At 68.1% G+C, this 15,869-nt stretch carries 13 protein-coding genes; 6 read left to right on the top strand and 7 right to left on the bottom strand.

The annotated features are described in order from the left end of the window. The coding region (locus tag PKE44_RS06260; RefSeq protein WP_324549152.1) for an FAD-binding oxidoreductase at positions 1-1,105 on the top strand (1,105 nt) is incomplete at its 5' end. Between the two features lie 36 nt (positions 1,106-1,141). On the opposite strand, the gene PKE44_RS06255 is transcribed toward PKE44_RS06260, so the two are convergent. The 5 genes from PKE44_RS06255 to PKE44_RS06235 all read right to left on the bottom strand — a co-directional run bounded on the left by PKE44_RS06255 (position 1,142) and on the right by PKE44_RS06235 (position 7,161). Further along, a complete protein-coding gene (locus PKE44_RS06255; protein ID WP_324549149.1) occupies positions 1,142-3,190 on the bottom strand; it encodes a nidogen-like domain-containing protein in 2,049 nt (682 codons plus the stop codon). Positions 3,191-3,272: 82 nt separating this feature from the next. Further along, positions 3,273-3,605, bottom strand: coding sequence for a hypothetical protein (locus PKE44_RS06250; RefSeq protein ID WP_324549147.1), 333 nt, complete (start codon positions 3,603-3,605; stop codon positions 3,273-3,275). A gap of 270 nt (positions 3,606-3,875) precedes the next feature. After that, a complete protein-coding gene (locus tag PKE44_RS06245) occupies positions 3,876-4,079 on the bottom strand; it encodes a hypothetical protein (RefSeq protein WP_324549145.1) in 204 nt (67 codons plus the stop codon). Positions 4,080-4,145: 66 nt separating this feature from the next. After that, on the bottom strand, positions 4,146-4,403 hold the full coding sequence (locus PKE44_RS06240; RefSeq protein ID WP_324549143.1) for a CDGSH iron-sulfur domain-containing protein: 258 nt from the start codon (positions 4,401-4,403) through the stop codon (positions 4,146-4,148). A gap of 28 nt (positions 4,404-4,431) precedes the next feature. Then, a complete protein-coding gene (locus PKE44_RS06235) occupies positions 4,432-7,161 on the bottom strand; it encodes a DUF3772 domain-containing protein (protein ID WP_324549140.1) in 2,730 nt (909 codons plus the stop codon). 169 nt (positions 7,162-7,330) lie between these two features. On the opposite strand from PKE44_RS06235, the gene PKE44_RS06230 reads away from it, so the two are divergent. From PKE44_RS06230 to PKE44_RS06215, 4 genes are all read left to right on the top strand, one after another. Continuing rightward, positions 7,331-7,981, top strand: a complete 651-nt coding sequence (locus PKE44_RS06230; protein ID WP_324549138.1) for a protein-methionine-sulfoxide reductase heme-binding subunit MsrQ — start codon at positions 7,331-7,333, stop codon at positions 7,979-7,981. 298 nt (positions 7,982-8,279) lie between these two features. Further along, the gene (locus PKE44_RS06225; protein WP_324549136.1) at positions 8,280-9,371 is read left to right on the top strand and encodes a phosphoribulokinase; all 1,092 of its coding nucleotides are present in this window, start codon (positions 8,280-8,282) and stop codon (positions 9,369-9,371) included. After that, positions 9,358-9,600 (top strand): hypothetical protein, encoded by a 243-nt coding sequence (locus PKE44_RS06220; protein WP_324549133.1) that lies wholly within the window; start codon positions 9,358-9,360, stop codon positions 9,598-9,600. The genes PKE44_RS06225 and PKE44_RS06220 overlap by 14 nt, the downstream gene beginning before the upstream one ends. Before the next feature lie 6 nt (positions 9,601-9,606). After that, on the top strand, positions 9,607-10,374 hold the full coding sequence (locus PKE44_RS06215) for a M90 family metallopeptidase (RefSeq protein WP_324549131.1): 768 nt from the start codon (positions 9,607-9,609) through the stop codon (positions 10,372-10,374). Positions 10,375-10,422: 48 nt separating this feature from the next. Here the strand turns inward: PKE44_RS06215 and ppc are convergent, their stop codons facing one another. Beyond that, on the bottom strand, positions 10,423-13,221 hold the full coding sequence (ppc, locus tag PKE44_RS06210; RefSeq protein ID WP_324549129.1) for a phosphoenolpyruvate carboxylase: 2,799 nt from the start codon (positions 13,219-13,221) through the stop codon (positions 10,423-10,425). Positions 13,222-13,681: 460 nt separating this feature from the next. Then, positions 13,682-13,840 (bottom strand): DUF3309 family protein, encoded by a 159-nt coding sequence (locus PKE44_RS06205; RefSeq protein WP_324549127.1) that lies wholly within the window; start codon positions 13,838-13,840, stop codon positions 13,682-13,684. A gap of 800 nt (positions 13,841-14,640) precedes the next feature. Here PKE44_RS06205 and PKE44_RS06200 point away from each other — a divergent pair. Next, positions 14,641-15,869 (top strand): integrase family protein (locus PKE44_RS06200; protein WP_324549125.1); only part of this gene is annotated, 1,229 nt, incomplete at its 3' end.

Genomic DNA, 15,869 nt, shown 5'->3' with positions numbered 1-15,869 from the left:
CGGCGACACGATCACCGTCGAGGCCGGCTGCATCCTCGCCGACGTGCAGGCCGCTGCGCGCGCCGCCGGCCGGCTGCTGGCGCTGTCGCTCGGGGCCGAGGGCTCGTGCCGCATCGGCGGCAACCTCGCCACCAACGCCGGCGGCCTCAACGTGCTGCGCTACGGCATGGCACGCGAGCAGTGTCTGGGCCTGGAGGTCGTGCTCGCCGACGGCCGGGTCTGGGACGGCCTGCGGCGGCTGCGCAAGGACAATACCGGCTACGACCTGCGCGACCTGTTCATCGGCTCGGAAGGCACGCTCGGGCTGATCACGGCCGCGGTGCTGAAGCTGCAGCCGCTGCCGCGCGCGCAGGCGACGGCGCTGCTGGTGCCGGCCTCGCTTGCCGTGGTGCCGGCGCTGCTTGCACGCGCCCGCAGCTACGGCGACGGCGGCCCGAGCCGCTTCGAGCTGCTGCCGCGCCTCGCGCTCGACACCGCCTGCCGCCACCTGCCGGGCTGTCGCACGCCGTTCGAGCCGCTGCCGCAGTGGATGCTGCTCGCCGGCTTCGATGGCCGTGACCCGCGCGTGCAGGCCGAAGTCGAGGCGCTGCTCGCCGCTGCGCTTGAGGCCGGCGAAATCGTCGATGCCGTGCTCGCGCAGTCCGGGGCGCAGGCCGATGCACTCTGGCGGCTGCGCGAGGCGATCGTCGAGGCGCAGCCGCTGCTGGGGCCGAGCCTCAAGCACGATCTCGCGGTTGCCGTCGCCGATCTGCCGGCCTTCGTCGAGCAGGCCTGCGCGGCGCTCGCGGCCGAGCTGCCCGGTGTGCGCCCCTACGTGTTCGGCCACGCCGGCGACGGCAACCTGCACTTCAACCTGAGTCCGCCGCCGGGCATGGCGCCGGCGGCCTTTCTCGACGCAGGGCCGCGGCTGCGGGAACTGCTGCACGGGCTGGTCGCCGGCTTCGGCGGCAGCTTCGCGGCCGAGCACGGCATCGGCCGCATCAAGACCGGCGAGATGGCGCGCTGGAAGTCGCCGGTCGAACTGGAACTGATGCGGCGCGTGAAGGCCGCACTCGATCCCGAGGGCATCCTGAACCCCGGCAAGGTGCTGCCGCCGCCTGCGTGAGCACGGCGGCAGCGGTTTGCCCGACCCGCGCGGCACTCAGGCCGCGAAGCGCCGTCCGTGTGCGCAACGGCCGAACATCGTGAGCAGCCCGAACGCCAGCAGCGCGAGGCCGGCCGGTTCCGGGATGCCGATTGGCTGGTCGGTATCGAAACGGATCGCCACCTGCCGCATCGACACCTGGCCGGTTCCGGCGAAGGTCAGGCCGGTCACGAAGGCCGTCGGATCATCCGGATCGAGCAACGCGGCGATCTCGATGCCGAGGATGCGGAAGCGGCTGACGCCGCCGGGCGCGAAGAAGTGCTGCGTGCCGCCGGCGATGTCGACGCCGCTGTCGACCCAGTCGTTGAGCAGCGCATCGAACAGCCACAGGTCGAAGAGATCGTCACCGATGCCGGTCGGCAGCAGCACGGACGCGAAGTTCGGCCCGGAATCGACGAAGTAGTCGTAGCCGATCGCGATGATCGGGTCGATGAAGATCTGGTCGTTGATGTCGCCGACGTTGAAGTCGAACACGAAGCCGGTATCGGTGACGACCGGCAGCAGCGGATTGTCGGGGGTCGAGCCCGGCAGGGCGCCGTTGCGGATCGCGAAGGTCCACAGCCCGGGCACCAGCGGCGTGGTGTTGCCGGAGATCTCGATGCTGGTGATCCCGCCGGTCAGCGAGCCCGGCAGCGCGAGGAAGTTGATGCCGTCGCCGGCATCGAAGCCGGCCTGCGCCGGCGTGCCGCCGAAGCCGCCGGTGCCGCCGCTGGCGTCACCGGTGGTCCAGTTCAGCGAGCCGTAGCGGAATTCGACATCGAAGTTGTTGCCGGTCTGACCGGCCGTGTTGGTGTCGGCGCGCTTGCGCAGCACGGCCTGGAAGGTGTTCAGCAGATCGGAGTGATTGCTGTAGTAGCCGACCTGATCCCAGGTCACGACCACGGTGTTCTCGTCCGGCGCGGCAATGTAGACCTCGCCGCAGGCCGCGCAGCGCGTGTCCACGTCACCCCAGTACGGTGCGATCATCGGCTGGTTGGCGACCGGGAAGGACTCCGGCGTGAAGGTGCCGAGCGGCGAGTTGAAGGTCAGGTTGCCGTTGTTGTTGACGTACAGCGCGTCGTAGACGTTGCCGAAGAAGTTGATCTCGAACGGCAGGTCGAGCAGGCCCGAGGAACCGTCGTCGTTGCGGCCCTGCGTCAGTTCGCCGTAGCCGGCCGGACCGCCGAGGCCGGTCAGCAGCACCGACTGGTCATAGTCGAAGTTCAGCTTCACGCCGTCGGCCGGCAGGTCGTACAGCGAGCCGATCGCCAGCGTGTCGACATCGGAGATCAGCGAGCGCTGGCCGCGCGCGAAGCCCGGATCGGCCAGCGACGCCGTGTTGTAGTCGCTGTTCGCGCCGCTGCCGTCGATGTGGCTGCCGGTGACCGGCACGGCGGTGATCGGATTGCGGTTCTGCTCGAACAGCACGTTGAAGCCGGCATCGATGTCGACATCGCCGTCGCCGACCTCGGTGCCGAACAGCGTGTAGTTGGCCGGATCGCTGCCGTTCTGGCCGAAGCCGAGCGCGTGCCCGATCTCGTGCACGGCCACCGACAGGAAGTCCCAGTTGCCCTGCGCGGCCGCGACATTGGCGTTGCCGACGCGCCCGGCATCGATCTCGGCGGTGTTGGCCGGGTTGTAGTTGCGGAAGTACTGGACCATGTCGAACTCGTCGTTGTTGGTCGGCGAGGCGTCCAGATACCAGAGGCTGGTGTTGTTGTTGAAATCGATGCGCGCCGAGTTGACCTGTCCGCTGGTGGCGTTGCGGGTCAGATAGGTGGTCAGGCCGGCGTTGCCGTCGCCGCCGAGGTTGGCGAGGCGCACGTCGATGCTGAGGTTGATCGAGCTGTCCGGCAGTGCGGCCTCCCACATCGCCATCGCCGCGTCGAAGTTGTCGATCAGCGCGGCGGTCACGTCGTTGCCACCGAGCGTGTAGCTGGCGTCGTAGTTGGCGCTCAGGCTCGCTGCCCCGGCCACGGCAGGGGCCAGCGCAGCGAGCAGGGCTGCGCTCAGGACGGCCCGGGGCTGCGGTCGATGCACGCGGAAAACGGCAGAAAACGGCTTCATCGGAGTGCGCTCCTCCCGCCGGTGGCGGGTGTTCGCGCTCGCCTCCGGCGCACCACCGGGCGCGCCGGGGCGGGCTTTATCGTCATTTGGCGGCGTGGTAGCTGCGGATGCCGAGGATGTTGCCGCGGGTGTCGATGTCGACCGTCGCCGCCGGCCCGGCCTTGTTGCCGCCGTACAGCACACGGCAACGGCCCTCATGGCGCTCGACGAAGGTCGGCGCCGGCCAGTCCGAGGCCGCGAGCGGCGGCAGACCGGCCGGGAGGGCGGTGACGCGGTCGTAATGCTCCCGGGCGGGTGCACCGGCGATGCGGTGCAGTTCGTCCACGGACAGCCCGCAACCGGGCTCGGCGACCACCGGACCCAGCATGGCGAGGCTGCAGAGTCCGGCAAGGAGGGGATCAAGCGGACGAGGCATCGGACGCTCCACGCGGCAGGCTCCGCACGGGATCCGGCCGCTACCACATCAGCATCCCTGAAGGGATTCAGCGGTGTCGGCCCTGACAGGTGAGGTAGTACAAGGATCGTTCCAATGTTTTTCCGCAATGCGGAAAATAAAATCAACATCATGTTTTATATCGTTTTTTTGCAGACACAGCTCAACGCACGAAAGCCGGCCACACGATTATCTGTAAAGTCGACCGACGGTCGGCAGGGCCTGGAGGATTAAGAAAAATTCAGTCGACAATCAAGAAATGATCACGATTCCCACGTTGACCGGTTGCCGGGGCATCCGGATACTGCACTGCAACATCCTCCTGTCGGATGTTTCTCCTCTGTATCTGGTGGTCGCAATACTCTCCTTGAGCCGGAGCGCGAACAGCGCACCGGCTTTTTTTTGCGCGTTTTGCGCATGACGACGGACCGGCGCCGGAAGGTCGCGCCGGTCCATGCAGACGAAGGATTCCGTCCGGACGCCGTGGTCCGGCTCAGCTGCGGATCGCGACGGCAGCGGGGTTCAGCCGCCGTCCCCGGCCGGCTTCGGCCGCCGGTGCGAGCCGTCGCACAGCGGCAGCTTCGCGCTGCGCCCGCAGCCGCAGAGCCACAGCTGGCCGTCATCGGCGACGCGCAGCAGCGCGGGGCTGCAGCCGGGATGATCGGCGTGCGAGCCGTCGCAGTACGGCGGGTTGCCGGTGTGGCCGCAGCGGCAGACGCTGACCGCCGTGCCCGCCGGGCGCTCGATGATCCAGGGACTGCCGCGTTCGAAGAGCTGCATCCTCACCTCCCCCGGCCTCGACGCCGGCTCAACGGCTGCCGCGGTCCGGGCCGTCGTCGTCGTCCCGGCGCGGATCATTGGCCTCGGCGAGCGTCGACACCGCGTACAGCGCCGCCGCCGCCGCCGCTGCCTGCGCGCCGTTGTCGACCGGCAGCGCCGGACCGGTATCGATGCCCGAAGCCTCGATGCCGGCCGGCACCGGCGGCACCGGCCGGGTCGTGACGACCGCCGCCGGACGGCTGCCCTGCGCGTGACGCAGCGTCGGGCCGAGCTTGTCGACCAGGGTCTCGATGCGTTCGAGATCGCGCAGCCGCACCTCGGTCTGCGTGTACGGAATCTCGATGCCGTGCTCGCGGAAGGCCTTGAAGATCGCAAAGCGCAGATCCGAGGCGACGCGCCCCTTCAGCTCGACGTTGGTCAGGAAGGCGCGCAGCTCGAAGTCCAGCGAGCTCGCCCCGAAGGCCTTGAACATCACGCTCGGTGCCGGCCAGCGGCTCACGTCCGGATGCACGCTCGCACAGTCGAGCAGGATGCGCTGCACGGCCTCGGGGTCGGATTCGTAGGCGACGCCGACCAGAATCTCGACGCGGCCGAAGGTGTCCTTGTGCGTCCAGTTCAGCACCGCCTGCGACAGCAGCATCGAGTTCGGGATGATCACCGAGGCGCGCTGCGAGGTTTCGAGTTCGGTCGCCCGCACGTTGATGCGCCGCACCGTGCCTTCGTTGGTGCCGACCACGACCCAGTCGCCGACCTTGATCGGCCGCTCGGCGAGCAGGATCAGCCCCGAGACGAAGTTGCTGACGATGTTCTGCAGGCCGAAACCGATGCCGACCGACAGCGCGCCGGCGAGCAGCGCGGCCTTCGACAGGTCGATGCCGAGCGTCGAGACCGCCACCGCGATCGCGATCGCGAGCCCGACGTAGCCGATGCCGCTCTTGAGCGAGTTGCGCAGGCCGGCGTCGAGGTGGGTGTGCGGCAGCACGCGCTCCTCCAGCACGCGCTGGCTGACGCGGCTCGCGGCGAGCACCGCCGCGAACAGCGCCATGGCGAGCAGGCCATCGAGCAGCGACAGCGTCATGCCGCCGAGCTTGAAGCCGTACAGCAGCGCATTCAGGCCGTTCTGGATGTCGGCCCAGCGCACGCCCCAGCGCAGCAGCAGCAGCACGCCGGCGAGCGCGAGCAGCGTCAGGTCGATCAGCAGCATCAGCCAGAAGGCCAGCGTCTGCGAGCTGCCGGCCTTCAGCGCGAACATTCGCGCCAGCGGCCCGCGGTGCGCCCCCTCGACCAGCACCAGCCGGTCGACGGCTTCGCCGATCAGCCGGCGCACGATCACGAAGCCGGCCAGCCCGAGCGCGGTCCAGACCAGGTTTTCGAGCAGGTAGCGCGCGAGGTTGACGTAGCCGAGCAGCGAGGCAACCGGCGCGGCGACCGCGATCAGCGCGACCGCAAAGCGCATCAGCGCCCAGAACGGCTCGGCCAGCGTCGAGCGATTCGGTGCCGCCTCGCCCTCCGGGCGCTGGCCGGCCAGCGGATCGAGCGCATCGGCGGCCTCGACCGCCGGCGCCTCGCCCTCGGTGCGCTGCCAGGTATCGCGGCGCGTGACCGTCAGCAGCGCGAGCCCGAGCATGACGCTGCCGATGCACACCACCAGCGCCCGCCCCTCCTCGGCGAGGTTCAGCGCCGGGGCCGCCAGCGACGCGAGCAGCAGCGGCGCGAACACCGCGGCGATCAGGTTCAGCCGCCTCGACAAGGCCCGGGCGCTGCGATCGTCGAGGCCGGTCAGCCGCCAGGCCGGGGCCGAAGGCGCCAGCGCGGCGCTGTCGATGCCGGTGACCAGCACGTAGAAGATCACCGCGACCGTGAAGCCGATCAGCATCGGCCGGCCCGGTGCCTCGACCAGCCCGGTCACGTGCAGCGTCAGCGCGACCGCGGCCGCCGCCAGACTCGGCAGCAGCGCCCGGCAGCAGCCCTCGGCCAGCGCCGCCCCGACGCGGCGGCTGTAGCTCGGGGCCGCCTCGATGTCGTTGCGCCCGTAGCGCGCCAGCAGCCAGCGCCGCAGCCACCAGGCCGCCGCCAGCCCGATCGCGAGCACGAACAGCGTGCCGGCGCTCTTCGCGAACAGCGGTGCGAAGCCGTTGGACTGCCAGCGCGCCACCGGACCGGCCGAAAGCTGCTGCAGGCCGAGCGCGAACTGCGTGCCGCCGAGCGACCAGACATCGGCTTCGAGCGTGCTCGGGCCACGCGCCAGCAGGCTCGATGCGATGCGTTCGCGGATCGCGCGCGAGGCATCGTTGATCAGGCCGTTGGCGCGCGCTTCGAGCACGTCGAGCTGCTTGGCCCGGCCTTCGGCGGCGCCGAGATCGGCGCCGAGCTGCTGACGCTGGCGGGCCACGTCCTTCGCCTCGGGCGGCTGGCCCTCGGCCGGCGGCGGCCCGAGGGCCTCGACCAGCTGCTGCGCGGCGGCCACCTTGCCGAGCGCCTCGCCGCGGCTGGCCTGCACGGCGCTGCGCACGCGCTCGGCCTCGGTGCGGATCTTCTCGAGATCGGCTTCCTCGCTTCTGCCGGTGGCGAGCTGCCGGCCGAGGCCATCGAGGGTGGCCTTCCAGTCGTTGAGCAGGTCCGCGAGCGCACGCGGCGGCGGCGGATCGGTCTGCGCGGGCAGCGACAGCGGAGTGCCCAGGCCGATCAGCAGCAGGACGATGGCGAGAACCCGCAGCGCGCCCCGGGCGCGCTGCGGGCAGGGATTCGGACGGAACATGAAGGAACGCTCGGCAATGACGGGCTTTCAGACAAAGGCACATACGCTAGCACAAGCACTTGCCGCACGCGGATGACGACGGCGCCCCCGCCACAGCCCGGGCCGCTGCATCCGCACGGCCTTGCCGCCCGTACCATCCGGTAACGCCCTTGCTGCAGGAATCCGCCCCTTGTCCGCCACGATGAGCTCTGTCCGCCCAACGAACACCGCCCCGACCGGCCTCAAGCCGCTGGTGTTCCTGCTCTGCCTGCTGCCGCTCGGCCTGCTGATCTGGCGCGGCTTCGAGGCCGGGCTCGGCGCCAATCCGGTCGAGACCCTGGAACACGCCACCGGCGACTGGGCGCTGCGCCTGCTGCTGCTGACGCTGTGCGCGACACCGCTGCGCCAGCTCAGCGGCTGGAGCTGGCCGCTGCGGCTGCGGCGCATGCTCGGCCTGTACACGTTCTTCTATGCAAGCGTGCACATGGCGCTGTACTTCACGCTCGATCTCGAACTCGATTTCTACATGCTCGGCAACGAAGTCCTGAAGCGTCCCTACCTGAGCGTCGGCTTCCTGGCCTGGGCGCTGCTGATACCGCTGGCGCTGACCTCGACCGACCGCATGATCCGCCGCCTCGGCCGGCGCTGGAAAAGCCTGCACCGCAGCGTCTACGTGATCGGCGTGCTCGCCGTGCTGCACTACCTGTGGCTGGTCAAGGCCGACGTGCGCGAGCCGCTGCTGTACGGCGCGATCCTGATCGTGCTGCTCGGCTGGCGCGCGTGGCGGGAACGGCGGGACCGCAAGGGCGGCCGGCGCTCGCAGGCGGTGCGCACCGTCTGAACCGGCGAGCGGCATCACATTGTCAGGATTCCTTACGGCAAGCCCGGGCGAAACATAATAAGCAATTGAAAATAAAGTTTTTTATAAACTGGCCCATCATTTGCTTCTATTAAAAACGCGACTGTCCGTTCCCGCTGCGGGCAGGTTTGCCAAGTACAACGGAAGTACCGTCTTGTTTGGTGGGGAAGGCCGCAAGGTCTTCCCCCGTTGTTTTGCCCGACTTCCAGGGTCGCGGCCTTGATCCCCCCCCGCCCCGCTGTCCACACTGTCCGGCGATACCGACGCTACGGAGTCGCTGATGCCCATTCCGCTCGCCGCGTCCCTTTCGCGGCGCCGCGCCCAGACGCTGCGCTCCCTGCTTGAAGTACCCGGTCCGCCGCTGATCATCGGCGTCGCCGGCGACAGCAGTGCCGGCAAGACCACCTACACCAACGGTCTGCGGCGCATGCTCGGCGATGACATCGTCGGCACGATCGAGATGGACGGCTACCACAAGGAGGACCGCGCCACGCGCGCGCGCACCGGCCGTTCGCCGCTCGATCCCGAGATGAACCACCTCGGCCTGCTGCGCGAGCACCTCGAAGCGCTGCGCCGCGGCGAATCCGTGCACCTGCGCCGCTACGATCACGGCACCGGCACCTTCATTGCGCCGCAGCCGTTCTCGCCGAAGCCGATCCTCGTGCTCGAAGGCCTGCACGCGCTGTATCCCGAGTTCACGTCGCTGCTCGATTACACGGTGTTCGTCGATCCGGCCCGCGACATCAAGCTCGGCTGGAAGATCGCGCGCGACACGCAGTTCCGCGGGCATCGCGTCGAGCCGCTGGCCGACGAGATCCGCAAGCGCGAAGCGGCGTTCCGCCGCTGGATCGAGTTCCAGAAGACCGACGCCAACGTCGTCATCAAGATCAACCGCAGCAAGCTGAAGCTGCTCGCCAACGAGGAATACTGGGGCGACCGGCCGCCGGAAGGCTGCTTCCACATGGAGCTGATCTTCCAGCCGGCGCACACGCCGCTGCCGCCGCTGCGCATGTCCTTCAGCCTCGCCAAGATGCTCGGCGAGGACCCGCTGCCGTTCGCGCTGGCCGTCGTGCCGCGCTCGTACTGGGGGCGGCGCGCCAACGCCATCCACCTCGACGGCCTGATGCCGCCGCGCGCCGTGCACGTGCTGCAGGGCCAGATCGAGCGCTTCACCGGCATCGAGGTCACCGACTCGCACCTCTCCGGCATCCGCAAGCACGAGCGCATGCCGGCGATCGTGTTCACGCAGCTGCTGGTGACCTGGCCGATCCTCGAACACATCGCCAACCTGCTCGAAAAGCGCGCGGCCTCCGCCGGCGTGACGCCGGTCTCGCGCATCGAGCCCCAGGACAGCGACGATGAACTCCCGTGAGCGGCAGGCACTGGTCGGGGCCCTGCTGCTGACGGCCCTGATGACGGCGGCGCTGGTCTGGCTGGTCAACGAGGGCTGGCAGCGGCTGCCGGCCTGGCTCGCCGTGATCCTGTGCCTGCTGCTCGCGGTGTTCGTGATCGGCTCGCCGATCTGGGCGCTGGCGCGCTGGTCCGAGCGCTGGCTGGCGCGCCAGCAGCGCGACCGGCAGACGCAGCAGCGACGCGACTGACGCACGATGGGCTGGCTGCGGGACTGGCGTCGCCGGCGCGTGCTCCGCCAGAGCGAAGCCGATGCACCGACCTGGCAGGCGGCCTGCGACGCGCAGGCAGTCCTCGCCGGCCTGCCGCAGGCGGATCAGCAGCGCCTGCGCCGGCTCGCGACGCTGTTCCTGCACGAGAAAACCTTCGAGGCCGCTGCCGGCCTGACGCTGACGCCGCCGATGCGCTGGCGCATCGCCGCGGTCGCCTGCCTGCCGGTGCTGAACCTCGGCCTCGACTGGTACGAGGGCTGGTCGGCGATCGTCGTCTATCCCGGCGAATTCATGGCCCGGCAGGACTTCACCGACGAGGCCGGCGTCGTGCATCAGCTGCGCCGGCCGCTGATCGGCGAGGCCTGGGAACGCGGGCCGGTGATCCTGTCCTGGGCCGACGTGCTCGACAGCGAAACCGCCACCGACGGCTTCAACGTCGTCATCCACGAACTCGCGCACAAGCTCGACCTGCTCAACGGCGAGGCCAACGGCCTGCCGCCGCTGCATCGCGGCATGTCGGTACGCGCGTGGGCCGACATCTTCACGCGCGCCTACGACGACTTCTGCGCGCACGTCGATGCCGGCGAGGACACCGCGATCGATCCCTACGCCAGCGACAGCCCCGCCGAGTTCTTCGCGGTGCTGAGCGAAGCCTTCTTCGAGACGCCGGCGGTGCTGAACGCCACGTATCCGCCGGTCTACGCGCAGCTGCGGGCCTTCTACCGGCAGGATCCGCTGCTGCGGCTGGCGTGAGCGCAGAGGTCCGCGGGCGACGACACGGACGCCGCCCGCTGCCGGGCCTCAGCCGGTGTTGCGCATGCCCGCCGCCAGCGCGTTGATCGAGCGCAGCAGCGGATTGAGCCACAGCGCCCGCTCGGCCTCGCCGCCGCCTTCGGCCTGACGGTAGCGGCGCAGCAGGCAGATCTGGATGTGGTTGATCGGGTCCAGATACGGATCGCGCCGCGCCAGCGACAGCTTCAGACGCGGATTCTCGTCGAGGATTTCCTCGATGCCGGCAACCGCCAGCACCTGCGCGACGGTTTCGTCATGCTCGCTGCGGATCGTGCCGTAAATGTCATCCGCGGTGCCGGACTCCAGACAGAGCTGCGCGTACTCGTGCGCGATGCCCATTTCCGACTTGCCGAGCGACATCTGCGCATTCGCGAGCAGCGAGCGGAAGAACGGCCATTCGGCATACATGCGCCTCAGCGTATCGAGCCGGCCGCTGTCGCCGCTGCGATATGCCGACAGCGCCGCACCGAGCCCGTACCAGCCCGGAATGATCTGCCGCGACAGCCCCCAGCCGAACACCCACGGAATCGCACGCACCGAATACTTGGAACGATCGGCCTTCTTGCGGTGCGAGGGCCGCGAACCGATGTTCAGCAGCCCGATCTCGGTGACCGGTGTCGCCTCGTAGAAGTAATCGATGAAACGCGGCGTGTGGTCGGTCAGCTGCCGGTAGGCCTGCTCGCCGTCCTTTGCGAGCTGTTCCATGACCGTCAGGAACTGCGGTTCGTCCGGAATGCATTCGGTCACCGCGCAGCGACTGGCCTTGATCAGGCCGGTGATCGCCATCGTCAGCTCGTAGACCGCGGTTTCCGGATTCGAATACTTCGACGACAGCACCTCGCCCTGCTCGGTGAACTTGATCTGTCCCTGCACGGTGCCGGCCGGCTGCGCGAGGATCGCATCGTGCGTCGGGCCGCCGCCGCGACCGACCGTGCCGCCGCGGCCGTGGAACAGCTTGCAGCGGATGTCGCGGCGCGCCGTGATCGTGACGATCTTCTTCTGCGCGCGGTACAGGTTCCAGGCCGAGGCCAGGATGCCGCCGTCCTTGCACGAATCCGAATACCCGAGCATGACCTCCTGCACGTTGCCCGACACCGCCAGCAGTTCGCGGTAGGTCGGATTGTCGAGCAGACGTTCGAGCACCGGCTCGATGTGCGCGAGATCGGCGATGGTTTCGAACAGCGGCGAAACGCGCAGATCGCAGAACCAGCTGCCATCGCCGCGCCGGCCGGCGAGTCCGGCGAAGCTCGCGAGGAACAGCACCTCCATGACGTGACTCGCCGCGTGCGTCATCGAGATCACGTAGGCGCCGAAGGCATTCGGGCTGATCTCGTCGCGCAGGCTGGCAACGGTCCGCAATACCGCGAGAATCTCGCGCGTGTTCTCGGAGAGATCCTCGGCATACAGCAGCGGCGTGCCCGGATGCGCGAGCAGTTCACCGAGCACCTGCAGGCGCTCATCCTCGGACAGCGCCGCGTAATCGGGCAGGTTCGGCGCGCGCGCGAACAGTTCGGTCACGGCATCGGTATGGCGCGTCGATTCCTGACGCACGTCGAGTTGCGCGAGATAAAACCCGAAACTCTCGGCGAGCCGGATCAGATCCTTCAGCTCCGCATCGGCGAGATTGCCGTCGCCGTGCGAATGCAGCGAATCGCGGATCGCGTACAGGTCTTCGAGAAAATCGCGCTCGCTGGCATAACCGGCAGCAACCGGTGCCTCATGCCCGTCGATCGCTGCATTCAGCCGGTCGAGATTGCGCAGCAGCCGCGCGCGCATCAGGAACAGCTTGCGCCGGTACGGCTCCTGGCTGAAGCGATGCGGCTCGTCGGCATAGACCTCCGGCACCAGCGGCGCATCGGCCGCCAGCCGCTCGGCAAATGCCAGTGACGGGCGCACCAGCGAACTCGAATGCGTCAGCAGGTGTGAAAGGTCTTCGAGCCGCTGCACGTATTCGCGCAGCACCGTACGCGCCTGCAAACGCACGGCGAGCGCGGTGACCACGTGCGTGACAAAGGGATTTCCGTCGCGATCACCGCCGATCCACGAGCCGTAGCGGATGAAACTCGGCACGCGGATCGCCGCCGCGGCTTCGCCGAAATTCGTGGCCAGCGCCCGTTCGAGGTTGCGGTAAATGTGCGGCAGCGCGTGGAACAGCGTCTCGCGGAAGTAGTACAGGCCGTTGACGATCTCGTCGCGCACCTGCGGCTTGTGCACGCGCACCTCGTCGGTTTTCCACAGGATCTGGATCTGGTTCAGCAACTGGCGTTCGACCGCCTCACGCGCATAGCCGCCGAGCCCGGCATCGTTGAGCTTCTTGGCCATCACGAAGATGCGCCGCTGCGCTTCCAGCAGCGCCCGGCGCTTGGCTTCGGTCGGATGTGCGGTGAACACCGGCTGGAACAGCAGGCTGTCGAGCAGGCCCTGCATCTGCCCGGCGCTGACGCCGGCGGCGACGAGTTCGCGCACGGTGTCATCGAAACTGCCGCGCCACAGCGGCTCACCGCTGGCGACGCGGTGGCGACGCTCCTGATGCGCCCAGTCCTCCTCGACGATGTTGGCGAGCAGGAAGTAACTGCTGAACGCGCGCAGCACGTGCGTCAGCGTCTGCGGGTCGAGCGCCTCGATCAGCGCCATCAGCTGCGCGCGCCGCGCCGGGTCCTCACTGGTGCGCAGCTCGATGAAGCCCTTGCGCAAGGCCTCGACGGCATCGAACACCTGCCCGGACTCCTGCGTGCGCAGCACCTCGCCGAGCAGATTGCCGAACAGCTTCACGCGGGCACGAAGCCCCTTGTCATCGGTCACGGGCATGGACGGGCCTTGCTGGGAGCAGCGCTTGCGGGGAAGGTCGGCGCGAACGGCCGGTGCGGGTCGGGGGATCGTAGTCTGGTGCGGTGCGGCACGTCCACGGCGGGGGCCTGGCGGGCGGGCGCAACTGCGCTCGGCAGAAATACCAGGGAGTCGTGTGCGGCGGCGCTGCAAACCGGGCCTCCGGGCCTGGAGACCGGGCGGCAGACGGCGAGCCCCGATCCCGGTGACATTCCGCGTGAAACCGGTTTGCGGTGCACGGCGAGCTGCAGTGCCAGGGAAGGCATTTGCAGGCCCTGCAGCCCCGTCTGCACACCCGCAGGATTTCCGGACAAAAGAATTGGCATACACAAAAACCGCGGCCTGTCCGGCAATGACCGGACAGGCCGCGGTTGAACGAATGGAGATGGATCAGACCATGCGGTTTGCGTGCATCACGCCAAATTCGGCGAATGCACGTCCGTCATATTCTGCCCATCAATACCAGAATGATCACAACCACCACGACCAGCCCCAGACCGCCACTCGGGTAATAGCCCCAGTCACGACTGTGCGGCCAGGCTGGAATGGCACCGATCAGCAGCAGGATCAACACGATCAGCAGAATCGTACCGAGCGACATGGGAGGTTCTCCTGTTGGTCTTGTTGTTGGCAATTACGCGGTCAGACAGACACTCCCGCCGATCCGCAAAGCGTCGACGCATCTGAATGACGGCCTGAATCATCGCAACGAACACATGGACCCATGCTCGCCGGCTTGGTTCCGGCGAGGCGAAAAATCGTCGATCACGCTCCGATGCTTACACGCCGGAGTACGGCCGGTGTCGATGCACGTTCCTGCGCAGAACAGGCAAGTCTTTGCACAGCCACAAGCCTGAGCAGGAACCGGAAGCAGATCAGCCAGACACCGGACGTTGCCTCAGGACCATCAGGACGGTGACCACGACTCCTTACAGGAAAGGCTTCCGGCGTGATCCGGCATCCGCTGAAACTCACTGCCCTCACGGACTCCGAGGCAATGAATGAGCGATCCGCGTGACAGCAGTGGTTGTGGTGCGATGTTTTCCGGATGCATGACGCCCATGGCGGCCGTCATCGCCCGACTGACAATCCCGCAACCGGAACCGATGCATGAAGTCGTGATGGTGAAACCGGAATGCCGAAAAGCACGAAGCCCGCACCGGGCGGGCTTCGTGGATCATCGGCTCTGGCGCAGAGGATGGGATTCGAACCCGGGTGGCGTGTTACCGCCCATCCGATTTCGAGTCTGATTTCCGCCCCGTCACCCATCATCACCCGTCATCACTGATCGTTGATATTTCAGTCACTTGGGCGCATGCTTCGATCACCGGGCATCACTCGAAACCACCCAAACCGTATGCCCGGCGTATGCCCGGCGTATGCCCGACATGGTGAAGCCCGATGCCGACGACCCGATTCAAGTTCACGAAGCGTGCTCTGGAGGCCGTGCCTGCAGCGGCTGCCGGCAAGCGCGAAACCCTGCTCGACACCGAATGCCCGGCGCTGGCAATTCGCGTTACGGATAAAGGGGTGAAGTCGTTCATCCTGCAACGGCGGGTGAATGGGAAGCCGACTTTCGTAACGCTGGGCCGCTTTCCGGAAATGACCGTCGAACAGGCGCGCAAGGCAGCAACCGGCGCGCATGTGCAGATCAACGACGGCACCGACCCGAACGCCGTCAAGCGCGCCGACCGGGCGCGCAAGCTGACGCTGGCCGACGTGCTCGACGACTACCTGAAGGGGCGCGACCTGAAGCCGCGCACCGTCGCCGGCTACCGCCGACAAGTCGAAGTGAACCTCGCCGAGTGGAAGGACAAGCCGCTGCTGTCGATCAGCCGCGACATGGTCGAGCGCAAGCACGCCAGCCTGAGCGAGCCGCGCAGCTACGTCGTGAACGGGCGCAGCGTGCGCCGCGGCAGCGAGGCTGAAGCCAACTATGCAATGCGCGTGCTGCGGGCGCTGATGACCTACGCCGCCGGCAAGTACGAGGACGAGGACGGCGCACCGATCCTGTCCGACATCCCGACCCGGCGCCTGTCAGCGACGCGCGCATGGCACCGCATCGAGCGGCGCCAGACCGTCATCAAGCCGACGCAGCTTGCCGACCTGCATGCGGCGCTCTGGCGCGTGCAGCCGGTGCGCGGTCCGCGCTACGACGACGATGCCCGCGCCTACCTCGAACTGCTGCTGCTCACCGGCCTGCGCAAGAACGAGGCCGCGCAGCTTCGTGTCGCCGACGTGGACCTCGCCGCCCGCACCCTCACGGTGCCGGACACCAAGAACCGCCGCCCGCATACCCTGCCGCTGTCCGACCGGCTCGAAACCCTGCTGCGCAGCCGCATCGAGGCCGCCGGCACCGATCCGGCAACGCTGCTGTTCCCGCATGTGCGCGACGTGCGCCGGCTGATCGAGCGCATCGCGACCGAAACCGGCATCACCTTCTGCCCGCATGACCTGCGCCGGACCTTCATCACCATCGCCGAATCCCTCGACATCCCGGCGTATGCGCTGAAACGGCTGCTGAACCACAAGAGCGGTGCCGACGTGACGGCCGGGTATATCGTCATCGACACCGAACGGCTGCGCGAACCGATGCAGCGCATCACCGACTTCATGCTGAAAGCGGCCGG

Origin of the sequence: Plasticicumulans sp., assembly GCF_035331805.1 — a bacterium.
In the GTDB taxonomy this organism is placed as follows: domain Bacteria; phylum Pseudomonadota; class Gammaproteobacteria; order Competibacterales; family Competibacteraceae; genus Plasticicumulans.
The sequence above is the reverse complement of the archived record's forward strand: the minus strand, read 5'-3'. Positions and strand labels throughout refer to the sequence as shown.

Bases quoted from the DNA above. Each gene is read 5' to 3' on its own strand.
- PKE44_RS06255 (WP_324549149.1), bottom strand. From the start codon at position 3,190: ATGAAGCCGTTTTCTGCCGTTTTCCGCGTGCATCGACCGCAGCCCCGG.
- PKE44_RS06245 (WP_324549145.1), bottom strand. From the start codon at position 4,079: ATGGACCGGCGCGACCTTCCGGCGCCGGTCCGTCGTCATGCGCAAAAC.
- PKE44_RS06220 (WP_324549133.1), top strand. From the start codon at position 9,358: ATGAACTCCCGTGAGCGGCAGGCACTGGTCGGGGCCCTGCTGCTGACG.
- PKE44_RS06250 (WP_324549147.1), bottom strand. From the start codon at position 3,605: ATGCCTCGTCCGCTTGATCCCCTCCTTGCCGGACTCTGCAGCCTCGCC.
- PKE44_RS06240 (WP_324549143.1), bottom strand. From the start codon at position 4,403: ATGCAGCTCTTCGAACGCGGCAGTCCCTGGATCATCGAGCGCCCGGCG.
- PKE44_RS06215 (WP_324549131.1), top strand. From the start codon at position 9,607: ATGGGCTGGCTGCGGGACTGGCGTCGCCGGCGCGTGCTCCGCCAGAGC.
- ppc (WP_324549129.1), bottom strand. From the start codon at position 13,221: ATGCCCGTGACCGATGACAAGGGGCTTCGTGCCCGCGTGAAGCTGTTC.
- PKE44_RS06225 (WP_324549136.1), top strand. From the start codon at position 8,280: ATGCCCATTCCGCTCGCCGCGTCCCTTTCGCGGCGCCGCGCCCAGACG.
- PKE44_RS06205 (WP_324549127.1), bottom strand. From the start codon at position 13,840: ATGTCGCTCGGTACGATTCTGCTGATCGTGTTGATCCTGCTGCTGATC.
- PKE44_RS06235 (WP_324549140.1), bottom strand. From the start codon at position 7,161: ATGTTCCGTCCGAATCCCTGCCCGCAGCGCGCCCGGGGCGCGCTGCGG.